This window comes from Undibacterium sp. TC4M20W, assembly GCF_049340245.1.
Classification (GTDB): domain Bacteria; phylum Pseudomonadota; class Gammaproteobacteria; order Burkholderiales; family Burkholderiaceae_D; genus Undibacterium.
The window spans coordinates 82,345-100,639 of sequence record NZ_JBMPPI010000002.1; the positions used below are offsets into that span (position 1 = coordinate 82,345).

Annotated in this window: 16 protein-coding genes; 12 read left to right on the plus strand and 4 right to left on the minus strand. The window is 51.4% G+C overall.

Annotated features, from left to right (window positions below; translation table 11 throughout):
• Positions 1 to 84: 84 nt before the first annotated feature.
• Positions 85 to 2,415: an LPS-assembly protein LptD gene (locus tag ACO0LL_RS02855; protein ID WP_422949392.1), complete on the minus strand. Its 2,331-nt coding sequence runs from the start codon at positions 2,413 to 2,415 to the stop codon at positions 85 to 87.
• A 261-nt stretch (positions 2,416 to 2,676) separates the two neighbouring features.
• On the opposite strand from ACO0LL_RS02855, the gene ACO0LL_RS02860 reads away from it, so the two are divergent.
• Genes ACO0LL_RS02860 through ACO0LL_RS02875 form a run of 4 tightly spaced genes read left to right on the plus strand, consistent with a single transcriptional unit; the run spans position 2,677 to position 6,911 of the window.
• Positions 2,677 to 3,627 (plus strand): aminoglycoside phosphotransferase family protein, encoded by a 951-nt coding sequence (locus tag ACO0LL_RS02860; protein WP_422949678.1) that lies wholly within the window; start codon positions 2,677 to 2,679, stop codon positions 3,625 to 3,627.
• Between the two features lie 18 nt (positions 3,628 to 3,645).
• Positions 3,646 to 4,359, plus strand: a complete 714-nt coding sequence (murU, locus tag ACO0LL_RS02865) for an N-acetylmuramate alpha-1-phosphate uridylyltransferase MurU (RefSeq protein ID WP_422949393.1) — start codon at positions 3,646 to 3,648, stop codon at positions 4,357 to 4,359.
• Between the two features lie 2 nt (positions 4,360 to 4,361).
• Positions 4,362 to 5,720, plus strand: a complete 1,359-nt coding sequence (gene pepP / locus ACO0LL_RS02870) for a Xaa-Pro aminopeptidase (RefSeq protein ID WP_422949394.1) — start codon at positions 4,362 to 4,364, stop codon at positions 5,718 to 5,720.
• Between the two features lie 9 nt (positions 5,721 to 5,729).
• Positions 5,730 to 6,911: an FAD-dependent monooxygenase gene (locus ACO0LL_RS02875; protein WP_422949395.1), complete on the plus strand. Its 1,182-nt coding sequence runs from the start codon at positions 5,730 to 5,732 to the stop codon at positions 6,909 to 6,911.
• Positions 6,912 to 6,921: 10 nt separating this feature from the next.
• Here ACO0LL_RS02875 and ACO0LL_RS02880 read toward each other — a convergent pair whose 3' ends face one another.
• On the minus strand, positions 6,922 to 7,593 hold the full coding sequence (locus tag ACO0LL_RS02880; RefSeq protein WP_422949396.1) for a hypothetical protein: 672 nt from the start codon (positions 7,591 to 7,593) through the stop codon (positions 6,922 to 6,924).
• Between the two features lie 290 nt (positions 7,594 to 7,883).
• Between ACO0LL_RS02880 and ACO0LL_RS02885 the strand changes: the two genes are divergently transcribed.
• The 3 genes from ACO0LL_RS02885 to ACO0LL_RS02895 are packed head-to-tail and all read left to right on the plus strand — an operon-like array spanning position 7,884 to position 10,556.
• On the plus strand, positions 7,884 to 9,161 hold the full coding sequence (locus ACO0LL_RS02885; protein WP_422949397.1) for a sensor histidine kinase: 1,278 nt from the start codon (positions 7,884 to 7,886) through the stop codon (positions 9,159 to 9,161).
• Positions 9,158 to 9,796, plus strand: coding sequence for a response regulator (locus ACO0LL_RS02890; RefSeq protein WP_422949398.1), 639 nt, complete (start codon positions 9,158 to 9,160; stop codon positions 9,794 to 9,796). Before ACO0LL_RS02885 ends, ACO0LL_RS02890 begins: the two co-directional genes overlap by 4 nt.
• Before the next feature lie 4 nt (positions 9,797 to 9,800).
• Positions 9,801 to 10,556: a MipA/OmpV family protein gene (locus tag ACO0LL_RS02895; protein ID WP_422949399.1), complete on the plus strand. Its 756-nt coding sequence runs from the start codon at positions 9,801 to 9,803 to the stop codon at positions 10,554 to 10,556.
• A gap of 126 nt (positions 10,557 to 10,682) precedes the next feature.
• Here ACO0LL_RS02895 and ACO0LL_RS02900 read toward each other — a convergent pair whose 3' ends face one another.
• Together ACO0LL_RS02900 and ACO0LL_RS02905 are read right to left on the minus strand one after the other, a co-directional pair.
• Positions 10,683 to 11,267: an outer membrane beta-barrel protein gene (locus ACO0LL_RS02900; protein ID WP_422949400.1), complete on the minus strand. Its 585-nt coding sequence runs from the start codon at positions 11,265 to 11,267 to the stop codon at positions 10,683 to 10,685.
• 343 nt (positions 11,268 to 11,610) lie between these two features.
• Positions 11,611 to 12,924 carry an MFS transporter gene (locus ACO0LL_RS02905; RefSeq protein ID WP_422949679.1) on the minus strand — a complete coding sequence of 438 codons (1,314 nt, stop codon included), beginning with the start codon at positions 12,922 to 12,924 and terminating at the stop codon, positions 11,611 to 11,613.
• A gap of 202 nt (positions 12,925 to 13,126) precedes the next feature.
• Between ACO0LL_RS02905 and cyoA the strand changes: the two genes are divergently transcribed.
• From cyoA to ACO0LL_RS02930, 5 genes are all read left to right on the plus strand, one after another.
• On the plus strand, positions 13,127 to 14,215 hold the full coding sequence (gene cyoA / locus ACO0LL_RS02910) for a ubiquinol oxidase subunit II (protein ID WP_422949401.1): 1,089 nt from the start codon (positions 13,127 to 13,129) through the stop codon (positions 14,213 to 14,215).
• Entirely contained in the window at positions 14,215 to 16,221 is a 2,007-nt protein-coding gene (gene cyoB, locus ACO0LL_RS02915; RefSeq protein WP_422949402.1) for a cytochrome o ubiquinol oxidase subunit I, read from the plus strand. Before cyoA ends, cyoB begins: the two co-directional genes overlap by 1 nt.
• Positions 16,214 to 16,879, plus strand: a complete 666-nt coding sequence (gene cyoC / locus ACO0LL_RS02920; RefSeq protein ID WP_232063239.1) for a cytochrome o ubiquinol oxidase subunit III — start codon at positions 16,214 to 16,216, stop codon at positions 16,877 to 16,879. Before cyoB ends, cyoC begins: the two co-directional genes overlap by 8 nt.
• The gene (gene cyoD / locus ACO0LL_RS02925; RefSeq protein ID WP_422949403.1) at positions 16,876 to 17,382 is read left to right on the plus strand and encodes a cytochrome o ubiquinol oxidase subunit IV; all 507 of its coding nucleotides are present in this window, start codon (positions 16,876 to 16,878) and stop codon (positions 17,380 to 17,382) included. Before cyoC ends, cyoD begins: the two co-directional genes overlap by 4 nt.
• A 116-nt stretch (positions 17,383 to 17,498) precedes the next feature.
• A complete protein-coding gene (locus ACO0LL_RS02930; RefSeq protein ID WP_422949404.1) occupies positions 17,499 to 18,260 on the plus strand; it encodes an SURF1 family protein in 762 nt (253 codons plus the stop codon).
• Positions 18,261 to 18,295: the final 35 nt, after the last annotated feature.

Genomic DNA, 18,295 nt, shown 5'->3' on the forward strand with positions numbered 1-18,295 from the left:
CGCTCCGGTTTCATAAACTGCCGAGCAGAGCATATACAGCATGTATATTATTAATACAGCAAATTATTTATCTACAGCAACAAACTAGCGCTCACTGCCAGACTGGTAGCCTGAAATATTCTTTTTCAAGGCATCAATCGGGTTGGCACCAAAACCCAGCCTGGCCAGGCCATTCAACTCCAGTTGTATGGAAAAGCCAGAGGTGTTGTTAACACTATTAGTGGCAAACCTTTGTGCCAGGAAGCGCAATGACCAGCAGTCAGCCTTGTATTCAAAGCCCAGCAAGCCATCCACCATCTTCTTGTCCATCATGGAGTAATTGCTCCTGCCTACCATGTACCAGCGGTCTGCCACTGGCCATTGGGCTGAGACATCGACCTGTTCCAGACTGTTACGCTGATAACGGTATTCGAGGTTCAGTACTTTTTTCGGTGAAGGCTGCCAGTGCACGCCGTAGTTGGCACGTACTGACTGCCTGTCGGTCTGGCTCAGTTGCAAGGCCATTTCACCGCTTAGTGTCGATGACAGTTTGCCAGTTGCCGCCAGCAGCAAATCTGAACGGCTGGGGCTGACAGTATTATCAAGCGTGACTTTTTGCGTATTGAAATAGAAACGCTGACCTATCGCCAGTTTCAGGCTTTCATCCCCATCACCTTCGATGAAACGTGAAATCAGGGCAGCAGTAATCTGGTTGGAGTCACCTATCCTGTCCTGGCCGGTAAAACGGTTTTCACTAAAAATCTGGGCGAAATTAAAGTCGGCAACCGCACTGTCAAAGTTAGGCATGCGCGACTGATCGCGGTAAGGCGTATTGACATAGAACAGGCGCGGTTCCAGCGTCTGTGTCAGTGCCTTGCCAAACATCTCGGTCTTGCGCTCAAACACCAGGCCACTATCTACAGAGAACGTTGGTACCACGCGATGGAAATCAGATTCCTTGCCTGGTTCAGGGTTTACCAGATGGTAGTTGGTCGCATGGAAAGAGATTTTCGGGATAACAAAACCACCAGCCTGCACCAGAGGCAGAGAAATCTGGGGGTTGAACACCGCCCTGTCACCACGCACCATGGTTGGGTGCCAGAAGCGTGTCAATATGCTGTCCATGGACCAGTCCAGCCCTGCGACATCATGCTGCTCGGCATGCAATTGCAATTGCGGCAGCCTGTCATACGGGCGCGCTATCGGCGCTGCCAGATCTTGCAAAACCTGGTAATTCGAGGTCCTGAGTGACAGATTCCAGAAAGAACCGTAATAGGTCAGATTGGCTTCGCGCAATAACAGGCGCTGCGCTGTCTTGGTAATCGTACGTGAAAAGTCGGTAGGATAATCATCATCCGAGGCTGAATTGATATTCCAGGACAATTCCAGTTGCGGCAATAATTTTTGTTGATGTATAGATGCCACCGCATAACGGTTAGTGCCTGTTACGCGGTCATTGAGCAAACCTTCGACACTGGTTTCACCGGCATAGGTTTCACCCAGATAACGCCCTTCTACTCCGAGTTGCAGGCCGCGCCTGGCGATCATTTTTGGGTAGAGCGTCAAATCACGGTTAGGTGCAATATTAAAATAATAGGGCAGCGTGACTTCAGGGCCGCCCTTGGATGACGCCCCAAGTATCGGCGGCAGCAAACCAGAGTGACGTGCACCTGACAGCGGGAAGGTCAATGACGGTGTTGCCAGAATGGGCACACCCTTGAAATACAACACCGACTTGCCAGCCACACCTTTGTCGAGGCCGGTATCAAGACTTAAGGTATCTGATTGCAGATACCAATCAGGGTCCAGGCCTTCGCAAGTACTGTAGGTGCCGCGCGTGATCAGGGAACGTTCTTCATCCTGAAAATCAATGCGAGCAGCATGCCCTTGGGCATTATTGCGCAAGAGTTTATAGATGGGATTGGCGACATAGCCGGAACTGGCATCAAGCTGCATGCGCAGGGCATCGCCTTTATAGCAGTCTCCGTAGCGTGTCATGCGTACTTTACCGCTGGCTTCGACTTCGTCTTCGAGATTGCGATACATCGCCTCATCTGCATTGATGCGGGTGCCGCCCTTGACGACTTCGACATCATGTTCAAACTTGATATAGCGCTCTGGCATCCCGGAGAAATTACCGGCACGGACAGTCACGGGGGCGTTTTTGTCATCCTGCTTTTGCTTTTCGCTCAGCTTTTCCAATTGCTTCTGGCTGGGCAAAGACTCTTTGGACGACTTGTCGTCGGACTGAGTTTGCAATGGTGACTGTATAGGGGTTGCCAGCTGAGTTGGAGCCTGAACTTCATCCGGCTTGGATGTGATGACGTTCTGAGCCATCGCCTGAGAAAAGTAGGCGGGCACCAAAACCGACACCAGAATTGCCGGGATAGTAGGAAACAACAGCGGTGAGTGAGATAATACGGGTTTCCTGCGCATGAATTCAGTGGTCAATAAGCGTTTTGCCAACAATGCTGGACGATGTCATACAGACAATATGCCAGAAATCAGTCGCCTATTATAGGTTAAATGCTGGCAAAACCACTTGAAGTATGCAGACAAACTAACTTCCATTACTATTTATACATGTCTTCTACAGCAATCCCAGGGAATTCTGCAGCATCTGCAGCGATCTCCCCCGAAAAAGAACAACGCAAGCAAGCATTGCAAACCTGGCTTGCCAGCGTAAATGGACATGCGATGAAGCTGGCCAGCATGCGTGCAGCATCTGCCGATGCCAGCTTCCGTCAATATTATAGAATTGACACTGAAGATGGTAGCAGCCTGATCGCCGTTGATGCACCGCCCGCGACCGAGAATACCGCAGCCTTTATCAAGATGGCGAATCTCTTGAAAAGTATCAACCTGACGGTGCCTGAAGTACTGGCACACGATCTGGAGCAGGGCTTCATGCTGGTGACCGATATGGGTATGCATACCTATGGCCAGATATTGAACAGCGATAATGCCCACAAGCTGTATCTGGATGCGATAGACAGCCTGATCCTGTTCCAGGCGCAAAGCCAGGCCGATGTCTTGCCTGAATATGACCGCCCTTTCCTGCTGCGTGAATTGAATATTTTCAAGGAATGGTATGTAGGCAAGCATCTGGGCGTCACTCTGACAGATGCGCAAACTGCGACGCTGGACAAGGTATTTGATCACTTGCTGGCCAGCGCACTGGCGCAGCCACAAGTGTATGTGCACCGTGACTACCATTCCCGCAACCTGATGTGGATGGACAAGGGTAACCCCGGCATCATCGATTTCCAGGATGCCGTATATGGCCCCATCACCTACGATCTGGTGTCGCTATTGCGCGACGCCTATGTACAGTGGGATGAAGAAATCGTGCTCGACTGGGCCATACGTTACTGGGAAAAAGCCAGACGCGCAGGTTTGCCAGTAGCACCGGACATCGACAGCTTCTATCGTGATTTTGAATGGATGGGCTTGCAGCGCCACCTCAAAATCCTCGGCATTTTCGCCCGCCTGTCACACCGTGATGGCAAGCATCATTACATCGCTGATATTCCGACTGTCATGGAATATGTGCGTAAGACTTCGCATCGCTACAAGGAACTGATCCCGCTGTTGCGCCTGCTGGATGAACTGGAAGACAATGCGCCGCAAGTTGGCTACACCTTCTAAGGCGGAGCAATAAAAATCATGAAAGCCATGTTACTTGCCGCCGGGCGCGGCGAACGTATGCGCCCATTGACTGATGCCTGCCCCAAACCCTTGCTGAAGGTGCGCGGCAGGCCGCTGATCGTCTGGCATATCCTGAACCTGGTCAAAGCCGGCATCACCGAGATGGTCATCAATCATGCCCATCTCGGCCATATGATAGAAGATGCGATTGGCGACGGTTCGCGCTTTGGTGCAAAGATACAATACTCAGCCGAAGAACAGGCGCTGGAAACTGCAGGCGGCATTGCCAAGGCTTTGCACTTGCTGGGTGACGACCCGTTCATTGTGGTGTCTGGTGACATCTATATCCCCCACTTCAATTTTGCAGAATGCCTGAATACCCTGGAAGAAAATGACCCCTGGGGTAATCCACATCCTGCAGACAAACGCGATATTGCCTGGTTGTATATGGTGAAAAACCCCAGCTTCCACCCGACTGGCGATTTTGCGCTGACACTGATGGGCTTGTCGAATGAAGGCACGCCGCGCCACACCTTTGGCAATATCGGCGTGTATCGCCCGGAAATGTTTGCCTCGATACGCCCGGGTGACCATGCCAAGCTAGGCCCCCTGCTGCGCGAATACATAGATGCAGGCCGTATAGGCGGTGAGCTGTACCGCGGTGATTGGCATAATCTGGGCACACCAGATCAACTTGAAGCGCTGAACGCGCCATTGAATTTCAAAGGATAAGCATGAGCATCAACACCACCAATTATTCTGCATATGCTGCACGTCGCCAACAACTGATGTCGCAAATGCAGGCGCAAGGTGGTGGTGTGGCTGTGATACCAACGGCACGTGAATGGATACGCAATAGCGATAATCATTTTCCCTTCCGCCACGACAGTTATTTTTATTATTTGTCTGGTTTTACTGAACCGGAAGCGGTCGTCGTGCTGGTCGCTACTACGGACAAACAGCAATCGATTTTGTTTTGCCGCGAAAAAAATCCAGAGCGTGAAATCTGGGATGGTTTTCGATTTGGGCCAGAGCCAGCAGCCAAAGAATTTGGCTTCGATGCTGCCTACCCCATCGCCAGCCTGGCAGAAAAATTGCCAGAATTACTCAGTGATGCACATGCTGTGTTTTTCAGCGCAGCACAAGAACCGAATATCGACAGCCAGGTACAACAAAGCCTGCAAGCCGTGCGCGACAAGAGCCGTAGCGGTATCAAGACCCCGTCCATTACAGTGGACGTGCGCGAACTCATCGATGAAATGCGCCTGTTCAAGGATGCGGAAGAAATCGCCCTGATGCAGCGTGCCGCCAGCATTTCTGCTGCTGCACATGCGCGTGCCATGCGCAGCACCAAACCAGGCAAATTTGAATATGAACTGGAAGCGGAACTGTTGTATGAATTCCGCCGTAATGGTGCGCAGGCACCGGCTTACGGTTCCATTGTCGCGACAGGTGCGAATGCCTGCATCCTGCATTACCAAAGTAACCAGGCACAAATCAAGGATGGTGATCTGGTATTGATCGATGCTGGTTGTGAATTCGATAGCTATGCATCCGACATCACCCGTACCTTCCCTGCCAATGGCAAGTTCAGCCCTGCGCAAAAACGTCTGTATGAAATCGTGCTGGCGTCACAGCAGGCAGCACTGGAATGTGCACGACCAGGTTCTGTGTATATGGATGGCCACAACGCAGCAGTACGCGTACTGACCCAGGGCATGCTGGATACTGGCTTGCTGGATAAAAACAAGGTCGGCAGTCTTGATGATGCGATAGCCAGCGCCGCCTTCCGCCAGTTTTACATGCATGGCACAGGTCACTGGCTGGGTCTGGATGTACATGATGTTGGTGACTACAGAGCTGCCGGAAAAACCGGGGATACAAGGGCTTACCGCCAGTTACAACCCGGCATGGTCATCACCATAGAACCCGGTATTTATGTACGCCCTGCCGAAGGCGTGCCGCAGGAATACTGGAACATAGGCATACGCATAGAAGATGATGTCCTGATCACGCCAGGTGGTCATATCAACCTCAGCCGCGACACACCAAAAACCGTAGCAGAGATAGAAGCAGAAATGGCGAAAGCTTAAGGTTCACAAATGACTCATACCATCAATGATGTTGATATTGCGATTTGTGGCGCTGGCCCTGTCGGTCAGGCACTGGCTTTATTGCTGCAACAGCAGGGTTATGCGGCTGAGCGCATTGCGCTATACGACGCCAAAACCGCTGAGCAGGCAGAACAGGATGCGCGCTCTATCGCTATTTCGTATGGCAGCAGACAAATCCTGCAAGCCGCTGGTGCATGGCCGGTCAAAGCCACAGCGATACAGGAAATTCATGTTTCACGCCGCGGCCATTTTGGCCGCAGCCTCATGCGGGCGGCTGACTATGCAGTACCAGACCTGGGTTATGTAGCCCGCTATGGCGACATCATACGGCCACTGCAAGCAGCGATCAACAATAAGGGCATACGCATACAGCGGCCAGTAAGTGTCAGCAATATCGAAGAAGCTGCAGACCATGTGCGCCTGACACTAAGCCATGCAGACACTGGAGAAAGCAGCCATGTCAGTGCCAGCATTGTCATACAGGCAGAAGGCGGTACTTTTGGTGATCAGGAACAGCGTAGCCAGCGTCACGACTACCAGCAAACCGCCATCATCGCTCATGTCAATACCGATGCCCAAATAGCAGGGCGCGCCTTTGAACGCTTCACCGAACAAGGCCCGCTGGCCTTGTTGCCGCAAGAAGATGGCTATGCTCTGGTCTGGTGTGTACCACCTGAGCAGGCAGCGAATTTGCTGGCACTGGATGAGCAGGGTTTCAAACAAGCCCTGCAAACTGCCTTTGGCCATCGCCTTGGCAACTTCATCAAAACATCAGCACGTTTGTCCTACCCGCTGGGCCTGAACGCCCAGGCGCATGCCACGGCCCGCACAGTTGCCATTGGAAATGCCGCACAAACTCTGCACCCGGTTGCCGGACAAGGCTTGAACCTGGGCTTGCGTGACAGCGTGGTATTGGCACGATCACTGACACGCCATTTGCATGACACGGCCAGCAGCGATCCCGCAGCGGCCTTGCAAGCCTATCTGGCAGAACGCCAGGCCGACAGGAAGCTGACCATACGCATCACCGACAGCATGGCCCGTGTATTTGCCAACAGCCCTGATGGTTCATTCAGCCAGACCTTGCTTGGCCTGGGTCTGGGTGCGCTGGATATGGTGAAGCCAGCAAAGCGTATGCTGGCAGAACAGATGATGTTTGGCTGGCGCTGAATCCATAGGACTAATCGTACAAGGTCCCTATGGCCAGTGGCTTGCTGGTCGCGATGATTTTCCCTGTCGCTGGCCAGTCAGAAAACTTGTAGAGCGCCACTCTGTACTTGCCCATGGAGTCATCTTCAAATGGCGTGGTCTCGCTCACAGGCAAATCACGTGGTAGCTGTACAGCATCCCTGAAACTGATGGCAATCTTGCTATCATTTTTGTTGTCATTGAGTGCATAGATGAACTTGATGCCAGCACACTTCTTGCCTATCAAGCGTATGCGATAACCCGATTCGCGCTGGGCGCTGATCAACTGTTCGCAAGCACTGCGCAGTTCTGCAACATCATAAATACCATCTTCGCGCTCCTTGATGGAATAACGACCGCTGAAGTAAAACTGCCCTTGCGGACGATTCAGACGCAAGACTGCATCTTCATCATAAGCCTGTTTTAACATCGGCAAGCTGACGCGGCCCATGGCATCGACAGCAATATCCAGCCTGGTTTTTTCTCCACTCAGTTGCAGCCGCAAACCAGCCAGCGATGCATCCCTGGCATTTGCTGAGGGACGCAATTGCATATGCGCCTGTATCAAGGGCCGGTCACTGGTATAAGTCGCAAAGAAATTATAGGCCTTGTAGGCATGGCGATAACTGCCCCACTCGGCATTACGCAAAGCTGCAATTTCCACTTGCTGAACTTCCTCAGCAATGATCTGGCCGGGGATTGCGGCAAGGAGTAACGCAAGGAATAACGACAAGTAGCACTTCATCAAAGAGCAGGCAGAGCAGCACTGGGGCCAAAGCATGCATTCTAGAGCATCCCGATTCAATTAAGCCCGGCCCGAAAGGGAATTTTCAAACCATGACTTCTGGCACTCCCCATGAGGTATCGCTTAGCGTAAAATTGCGCCGCTCACCCACATGCCCTGGCAAGCTAATTCAGTCGCAGTTTCAGTCGCTCTTGATCACAAGGCCCTCATTGAAGAAAGTCATACTCAGGTTTGCTCGCCATCGCGCCGTCATAGCCGGGATAGCGCTGAGCCTTTTCATTGCAGGACTGGAAAGCCTGCTATTGTGGCTACGTGGTGCACAGGCGGATGACATGCACAGCCTGCTTGGCCAGGCCGCAATCTGGACAGCCGCACAATTTAGCCCAGCCCCCAGCCTGACCAGGGCGGGATCAGACAGAAGTGAGCTGATTCATTCTTTATTTTTCTACAGCTATACGCTATTCAGCCTGGCATTCGCGGTATTGCTGTGGCTGCGCACCCGCCATGTCCACCTTCTGGCAGCGGACAGGCCTGCCAGGGTCGCAGATACGATACTGCTGTCATTGCAGCTGACTATAGGGCTGGGCGTTAATTCTGCTTTTTTATATATAGTTGCCGCCGAACTGGCTTTTCTCTACCCACTAAGGAAAAGCTTGCCGTGGTTGCTGACACAAATTTTTCTGCATGCAGGCATTGCCATCTGGTCTGCCGCTGCGGTCATAGACACAGATGCGAATATGCGTATCTTCCTGCTGTATCAGGGTGGTGAACTGGTCTTGCAAATCATGGTGTTTGCAGCATGTCATGTCAGCGTACTGGAACGGCGCGGTCGTTTGCAACTGGCAAAAGCCAATGCAGAATTGCTGGCAACGCAATCCTTGCTGACAGAAACCGTGCGCGTCTCTGAACGTATGCGCATTGCGCGAGACTTGCACGACATCGTCGGCCATCACCTGACAGCCCTGAACCTGCATCTGAACCTGGCCTTGCGACAAACAGATGAAGCGAGGCTGGAGTCCCTGAACCTGTCTTCAGAACTAGCGGGCAGTTTGCTGGCAGAGGTCAGGGATATCGTTAGCAAGGAAAGGCGCGAACAAGATATTGATTTGCGCCATGCACTGGAGAGCTTGTGCGCCGGTATTCCTCAACCAAAGATACAACTGAGTTTTACCGGAGCACTCAAGCTGCACACACCTGCCGGCGCCCATACCTTGTTTTGCTGCATACAAGAAGCCATCAGCAATACCATGCGTCATTCGCTGGCCACTGACATGCGCATAGACCTGACGTCGAATGAAAGTGGGAAAGTCATACAAGTCCTGGTACATGACAATGGCCAGGGCTGCCAGCAATTAAAAGAAGGCAATGGCTTGCAAGGCATGCGCGAAAGAATTGCAGAACTTGGCGGCAGTCTGCTCGCTACGAATCATCCCGAAGCTGGCTTCATGCTGAAGATCAATATACCCAATGAAAGGACGCTGGCATGATCAAAGTGATCCTGGTCGATGACCAGATGCTGGTGCGTAGTGGCATACGTGGCTTGCTGAATCTGACCGACGATATCCGTGTCGTTGCTGAAGCTGCCAATGGCGAGGAAGCGATTGCCGTCATCCGGCAAACCCAGGCTGATGTGCTCTTGCTCGATGTACGCATGCCTGTATGTACCGGCATAGAATTACTGCAAACCCATAGTAACTTGCCTCCGACCATACTGCTGACGACTTTCGATGACGATGATGTACTGTTTGCTGGCATGCGCGCAGGTGCCAGGGGATTTTTGCTCAAGGATATTTCCCCGGAAAGACTGGCCGAAGGCATACGTCGTGTCGCGACGGGAGCCACCTTGTTTCGCCCTGCATTGACAGAGCGTAATCGCGCATCATACGAAACCCCAGGCACTACCAAAGCCAGTGAAGACAAACGCCTACGTGACAGTCTGACAGAACGTGAAATCGAAACCCTGGCCCTGATGGCGGCAGGATTGAATAATCATGAAATTGCAACGGCAATGGGCCTGGGAGAGGGAACCATCAAAAATCATGTGTCCAGTATCTTGTCTAAATTAGCTGTACGCGACCGCATGCGCGCCGCCTTGCGCGGCATAGAACTGGGCTGTATTTGACCTCATGCTCAAGAAAAAATACTTACTGCTGGTTTGCAGCGCTTTTTGCCACATGGTGCAAGCGCAAAAGCCTGACATGATGCCAGAGGGCTCTACCGACATTAACCTGGGAATAGCGGCACTCATCGCACCCAGCTATGAAGGAAGCGACAAGCAAAAATTTTACCTGCTGCCCTTTGCTTCGGTCGTGTGGAGTAATGGTGTTTTTCTCGCGCCTGGAGAAATTGGCCTGCGCCTGCCCTCACCGCAGCATCTGCAATATGGTCCTTTGCTGAGTTATGAATTGCAGACAAAGAGCGCAGACCGCAATGCATCTTCATCACTGGTATTTACACCGGGTGCTTACTTTAATTATCGCGTAGACCATCGCTTAGGTTTTCGTTCACGCCTGGATTATGGCGCTGGCACACAGCATCAGGGCATACGTCTGTATATGGCAAGCTGGTTCAGCATGCCCCTGGCACCGCACCAGAGCCTGTTAGCAGAAGTAGGCCTGACTCTGGCGAATAAGCATTATATGCAATCGTATTTTGGCATCAGCCCTGAACAAGCGCTGTACAGCGGCTTGCCGGCATACACTGCCAAAGCAGGCATCAAGAACACCTCTTTGCAAGTGGGCTGGAATGTGGAATTGAGTCCAAAATATGATTTCTCCACACGTATCGGTATCAATCGATTATGGGGTAGTGCCGCCAACAGCCCACTGACAACGAAAACGAATACTGTCAGCTTGTTGACCTCACTGACTTATCACTATTGAGCTGTGGATGCTTGTTTCTTCGTGCTTGTTTCTTCGTGCTTGTTTCTTTGTGCTTATTTCTTCGCGACTATTTCGTTGCAAGACCTGGTTCTGCCTGCAACGAAATTCTGGCGCTATCTTTAGCGATTAAAACTGGTAACGGATACCAGCGGACAATCCATTCATATTGAACTTCATGTTTTTTTCCTTCGCGATGCCAAAACTTTCCAGTTCCAGCGTCAGGGCAAGATTTTTGGTGAGCTGATAAGCAGTTCCTACCGCGGCATACAAACCCGCCTTGTCAGTGGATGCACTCAGTGCACGCAACTCGCCCGCACCAGTAAAGTGAGTATTCATGTGGGTAGCACCCAGCTTGCCAAACAAGGACAAATCCTCGGCCAGGGACATGCTGCCCTTGGCTGCAACATACCAGGCATTGGCACGGGTGGTCACTGTAGAGCCTGATCCAGGCACAGGATCTATCGTGGCGCTGCCAAAATTCTTATAACCCAGCTCGACTCCCAGATTCTGGTTAGCCTCATAGCCAACAAAAATCTTCAGGGGCATGGCCTTGTCTTTGCTGCTGAAATCATTTTGCGTGCCAGCGTCATTAAAATTAAGACTGCTGGAGTAGCTTCTGCCGACGGCGGCACCGACATAAACATCCTGAGCATGACTGGCATTGCTCAAGGTAGCTGCAAAAACTAGGGATAAGCAGAAAATGCGTTTCATTGTTGAATCCTCTAAGATGAAAGAAAGATTTTTGCCTCGCTGGCGAAAATCTTTCTCGCCAGATTGCAAAAACCAGGCTAGCTTAGGGGATGGGCTCTGTTATCAACAGTGCCAGAAGTCATGGTTGGACTGATTGCCGTGAAATTTGAAATATTGACTTACCGGGATTTTTTGTATGCGAAGAGATATGGGGGAAAAGACGTAAAACATCAGATACGTCATGTAGGAGCGGCTTCAGCCGCGAACGTCTTGCACGACCGAAATAACCGATACGGCAAAACTATCGCGGCTGAAGCCGCTCTTACGAAAATGACTTTATTGACTTACAAAAATTAGCTGTCGATTAGTTTCTAATTTCCAGAGCGCGATTCAAGCTCAATGCGGCTACCGAACATGCCGCGCCTGACAACAGGTAGAGACTGACATATTCCAGCCCAAAATGGGATGACAGCCCCAGCGCCACCAGTGGAGCGAAACCTGCACCCACCAGCCATGCCAGGTCAGATGTCAGGGCTGCGCCGGTATAGCGGTATTTGGGAGAAAAATTAGAGGTCACAGCACCTGATGCCTGCCCATACGACAATCCCAGTACGCCAAAGCCCAGCAAAATAAAAATATCCTGGCCAAGCTCACCACCATCCATCAGGGCGGGGACGAAGCCACTCAGCACTGCTATCATCAATGCCAGCGCAAATAACATTTTGCGGCGGCCAATACGGTCGGCAATCAGGCCAGAAATAACGATACCCAGTATCATCAATACTGCACCTACCATCTGAATTTCCAAAAACTCGCTGAGCGACCGTTTGGAGTAAATCGTGATCCACGACAAGGGGAACACGGTAACAAGATGAAACAATGCGTAGCTGGCCAAAGCTGCCAGTGCCCCGATGAGCAGGTTACGGCCTTGTGAGCGGGTCATTTCGATGATATTGGTAGGCTCGAGTTCGCGCTCGTCCAGCAAATGCTTGTATTCATTGGTTGAGACCAGGCGCAAGCGGGCAAACAGGGCTACCACATTGATTGCGAATGCGACATAGAACGGATAACGCCAGCCCCATTCCAAAAAGTCTTCAGTCGATAAATTGGCAAGCATGTAGGCAAACAGGCCTGCTGCAATCATGAAGCCGACTGGCGCGCCCAGTTGCCCCAGCATGGCATACCAGCCGCGCTTGTTTTCAGGCGCGTTCAGGGCCAGCAAAGAAGGCAAACCATCCCATGAGCCGCCCAGTGCAAAGCCCTGGCCTATGCGTAACAAGGACAGCAAGACGATGGAAGTTGCGCCCAGATGCGAATAAGTTGGCAGAAATGCAATGCCTGCAGTAGATACACCGAGCAAGAACAAGGCAATAGTGAGCTTGGCTTCACGTCCCAGCCTCTTCTGGATTTCCATAAAAGCTACGGTGCCAAATGGACGTGCCAAAAATGCAAATGCAAAGATCACGAAGGCATACAATGTACCCTCCAGTCTTTGTTCAAATGGAAAGAAAACCTGGGGGAAAACCAGCACTGAGGCCAGTGCATAGACAAAGAAATCAAAATATTCAGAGGCGCGCCCGATAACGACGCCTATGGCGATTTCGCCGGGCGCGATTGAGGAATGGTCAGATTTAGTGTTTCTGGTATTTCTGACATTCCCGCTTTCAGTAGCTGCCATAGCGCTGGAGGGCAGTTCATTTTCATTGGTGCTGATGCTTGCCATGATGGTCCCTCAAATTGTCTCAAAAATTATAGTCTGGCTCCTGTGCGATCTTCGTTTCTGATGCTTATTTGAAAACTAGGACAAAACGTCCAATCGCCAAGGCCTTTTTGTAGAGTTACATTAGCACAAATTTCTATAATCATTGACCTATCTCAATATGATTCCCTTATTTGCACGACGCGGATTTGCTGTTTTTTCTGCAATTTTGTTGGCGGGTTGCAACACGGTTGTAATGAATCCGTCAGGCGATATCGCCGCTCAACAAAGCCATTTGATATGGGTATCTACGCTGTTGATGTTGCTGATCATTGTACCAGTTATCTTTCTAACCATTTTATTTGCCTGGCGTTACCGTAAAAATAACACTTCAGCAAAGTATGAGCCAGACTGGGACCATTCTACCCAGCTTGAGCTCGTGATCTGGGGTGCACCGCTGCTGATCATCATCGCCCTGGGCCTGATCACCTGGATCAGCACGCATACGCTGGACCCTTATCGCAAGCTGTCACGCCTCGATGAAAACCGCCCTATTCCTGCTGACACAAAAGTCCTCAACGTTGAAGTTGTGGCGCTGGACTGGAAATGGCTGTTCATTTACCCGGACCTTGGCATTGCCACCGTCAATGAGTTGGCGGCACCAGTAGATGTGCCTGTGCGCTTCAAGATTACCGCATCAAATGTCATGAATTCTTTCTTCATCCCTGCACTGGCTGGCCAGATCTATGCGATGCCGGGCATGCAGACTACGCTCAATGCAGTGATCAATAAGCCGGGTGAATTTGATGGCTTTTCCGCCAATTACAGTGGCGCAGGTTTCTCTGACATGCGCTTCAAATTCCACGGCATGAGCGCGCAGAATTTTGAACAATGGGTGCAAGCGACCAGAGCCAAGACGCAAACGCTGGACCGTGCGACTTATCTGAAACTGGAAAAACCGAGTGAGCGCGAGCCGGTGCGCCATTACGCCAGTGTCGATGCAGATTTGTATCATGCCATTTTGAATCGCTGCGTTGCCACAGGTGAAGTCTGCATGGACAAGATGATGATGAGTGATGCAAAGGCAAATGCCAGAGCCTATGCTGCATCTGAAGCAAAAATGGATTTCAGCAATTTGTTCACGCAAAGCCTGGAAAAAGATAACGCCGCACGCACAGCACGCTTGCTGGCTTATCTGGGCGCTGACATTTGCAAAGCATCTCCCGTAGCGTCCCCTGCAGTGTCCTCCATTATCACCGGAAATAAATGATGCAAGACCAACTCAATTTGACCAAGCTCATCTTCGGCCGTCTTTCATGGGACGTGATTCCCTTTCATGAACCCATCCTGCTGGCGACCTTTATCGCTGTCGCTCTTGGTGGCATAGGCCTTCTTGGCGCACTGACGTATTTCCGCGTATGGGGCAATTTGTGGCGCGACTGGTTTACCAGTATCGACCATAAAAAGATAGGCATCATGTATGTGATTTTTGCTATTGTCATGCTGCTGCGCGGCTTTGCTGACGCCCTCATGATGCGCTTGCAACAGGCAATCGCCTTTGGTGATACAGCAGGTTTCCTGCCACCGCATCACTACGACCAGATCTTTACCGCGCATGGCGTGATCATGATTTTCTTCGTGGCCATGCCTTTGGTTACCGGTTTGATGAACTATGTGGTACCACTGCAAATCGGTGCACGCGACGTTGCCTTCCCTTTCCTGAACAATTTCAGTTTCTGGATGACAGCATTCGGTGGTGGCCTGGTCATGGTATCGCTGTTTGTTGGTGAATTTGCCCGCACCGGCTGGCTCGCTTACCCGCCGCTGTCCGGCATCATGTCCAGCCCGGACGTGGGTGTTGATTACTACATCTGGTCACTGCAGATTGCCGGTGTCGGCACCCTGCTCTCAGGTATCAACCTGATCGCCACCATCATCAAGATGCGCGCGCCTGGCATGACGATGATGAAGATGCCGGTGTTTACCTGGACTGCACTGTGCACCAACATTTTGATCGTTGCTGCCTTCCCTGTACTGACTGCGGTATTGGGCATGTTGTCACTCGACCGCATGTTTGGCACCAATTTCTTCACCAATGATCTGGGTGGCAACTCCATGATGTATGTGAACCTGATCTGGATCTGGGGTCACCCTGAGGTTTATATCCTGGTCTTGCCTGCATTTGGTGTGTTCTCTGAAATCGTCTCTACCTTCTGTAGCAAGCGTTTGTTTGGTTATACCTCGATGGTGTATGCGACCGTGGTTATCACCATCTTGTCTTACCTGGTATGGCTGCATCACTTCTTTACGATGGGGTCTGGCGCGAGTGTCAATTCCTTCTTCGGTATCACGACCATGATTATCTCTATCCCTACCGGGGCGAAGATATTCAACTGGTTGTTCACGATGTACCGTGGCCGTATCCGTTTTGAATTGCCGATGCTGTGGACCATGGGTTTCATGATCACTTTCGTTATCGGCGGCATGACAGGTGTCTTGCTGGCGGTACCGCCTGCTGACTTTGTCCTGCACAACAGTCTGTTCCTGATTGCCCACTTCCACAACGTGATTATCGGTGGTGTATTGTTTGGCATGTTTGCGGGTATCAACTACTGGTTCCCCAAGGCTTTTGGTTATAAGCTCGATGATTTCTGGGGCAAATGCTGCTTCTGGTTCTGGACTATCGGTTTCTATTTCGCTTTCATGCCTTTGTATGTGCTGGGCCTGATGGGTGTGACCCGTCGCCTGAGCCATTTTGAAGATCCATCCCTGCAGATCTGGTTCCAGATCGCTGCTTTCGGTGCCGTCCTGATTGCACTGGGTATTGCATCCTTCATCATACAGTTGTATGTCAGCTTCAAGAATCGTGCATCGCTGCGTGACTTTACTGGTGACCCATGGGGTGGCCGTACGCTGGAATGGTCTACCTCTTCGCCACCTGCAGACTACAACTTTGCGTTTACACCCAAAGTGTATGACAACGACGCCTGGGCTGATATGAAGAGCAAGCAATACCAAAGGCCTACAGATGGTTTCGTACCTATCCATATGCCTAAAAATACTGGGGCCGGCTTCATCATCGCCTTGCTGAGCGCAGCCTGTGGCTTCGCCCTCATCTGGCAGATGTGGTTGCCAGCAGTGCTGGGCTTTGTCGCCATGATGGCTGCCATCATCGTTCACACCTTTAATTACAAGCGTGATTACTACATCCCTGTTGCTGATGTTATCCGCACAGAAGAAGAACGCAGCCGTCTGGCAGGTGCCGCCCATGTCTAATACTGCAACTATCCCTAACGAGGGCACGAACTTGAATACCAGTGCAACTTCGCAGGCTCGCACTTTTGCCAGCAGCGATTTCTATGTCAAGGAACACCATCCGGAAAACGGCACCCTGCTAGGCTTCTGGCTTTACCTGATGAGCGATTGCCTGATCTTCGCCTGTCTGTTTGCGACCTATGCGGTATTGGGCCGCAACTATGCAGGTGGTCCTACCGGTGCAGAATTGTTTGACTTGCCGCTGGTTGCAGTCAATACCTCCCTGCTGCTGTTATCGTCGATCACGTATGGCTTTGCCATGCTGGAAATGCAGCGCAAGCGTGTGAAAGCCACCTTGATCTGGCTGGCTATTACTGGTTTGCTGGGTGCAGGTTTTATCAGTCTGGAACTGTATGAGTTTGCCCACCTGATACACGAAGGTGCGGGCCCACAACGCAGTGGCTTTCTGACCTCTTTCTTTGCCTTGGTTGGTACGCACGGCCTGCACGTGACTTTTGGCATTATCTGGCTGATTACCCTGATGTTCCAGATAGGTCGCCATGGCCTGACGCCAGAAAATGGCAGGAGGCTGATGTGCCTGTCGATGTTCTGGCATTTCCTGGACGTGATCTGGATTGGTGTATTTACCTTTGTTTATTTGATGGGAGTCTTGCCATGAGCGCACACCAAGAACATACGGCGCATGATCATCATGATGATCACCATGGACATACCCACGCCAACCATGGCAGCCTGAAGGAATATGCCACCGGATTTATCCTGGCGGTGATTTTGACTGCGATACCCTTCTGGCTGGTCATGGGCAAAGTCATGAACAAGTCGAGCACCACAGGCATAGTCCTGCTGGTATTTGCGGCGATACAGATCGTCGTGCACATGGTGTATTTCCTGCACATGAATAGCAAATCAGAGGGCGGCTGGACCATGCTGGCCCTGCTGTTCACCGGCATGCTGGTATTTATCATGATGAGCGGATCGCTATGGGTCATGTATCACCTGAATCACAATATGATGCCTGGCATGATGCATGAAGCAGAAACAAAGCCGGAATCGATAAAAGGCGAGCTTATGCCCATGTCAAAACCTGAAGCACAATCAATACCTGCAGCGGCATCCAGTCCAGCAGCGGACAATGCGAAGCCTATGCCATCCATGCAATGAACGAACCTGAACCAGGAATGACAGGTAAAGGAGCTGATCTGGCGTCAAAGTCAGATCAGCCCAGCAGGCATCTTGCCCGGCACTCCAGTTTATTCAGAATAAGCTTCACGGCCTGCATGGCAGTTATTTTTGCGGGCTTCATTTCACTTGCTACATGGCAGGTACTACGCCTTCAATGGAAGCTCGATTTGATAGAGCGGGTTGAACAGCGTGTACACGCAGAACCAGTCCCCATTCCCGGTTTTTCACTATGGCCACACATCAATGCCAGTGCGGATGAGTACCGCCATGTGCAGGTCAGTGGCGTTTTCCTGTATGAGAAAACCATACTGGCGCAAGCCACGACAGAATTGGGCGGCGGCTTTTGGGTCATGACGCCGCTGGCGACTGCAGATGGCACTACGATACTGATCAACCGTGGTTTTATCCCGGAAAAAATGGCTGCGTCTTACCGGATATCTTCAGAAAAAGATCGCCTGTCCACATCTGACGCCAGCATCATGCAGGTCACCGGTCTGTTGCGCATGACAGAACCAGCTGGAGGTTTTTTAAGGAAAAATGATCCCACTGGCAATCGCTGGTATTCACGCGATGTGAACGCCATTGCTGTTGCAACTGGCTTGACCAGGCCTGCCCCTTTCTTTATCGACGCCGATGCAAGCCCGGCCAGCAACAAGCCCGGCGCCCAGCAAAAGGAAGTGTCCGCCAACGCCCCTGTCGCCGGCTTGACCGTGATTCATTTTCACAACAACCATTTAATTTATGCCGTAGTCTGGTTCTCGCTGGCAGCCATGACGGCAGCAGCCTGGGCATATGTCATGCGGGTCATGCGGGATAAAAAAAATACCAAGGCCGTCAAGGCAGGGAATACCGCATAAACCAGGCTGGAGTTGCAAATTTAATATAGAGCCCA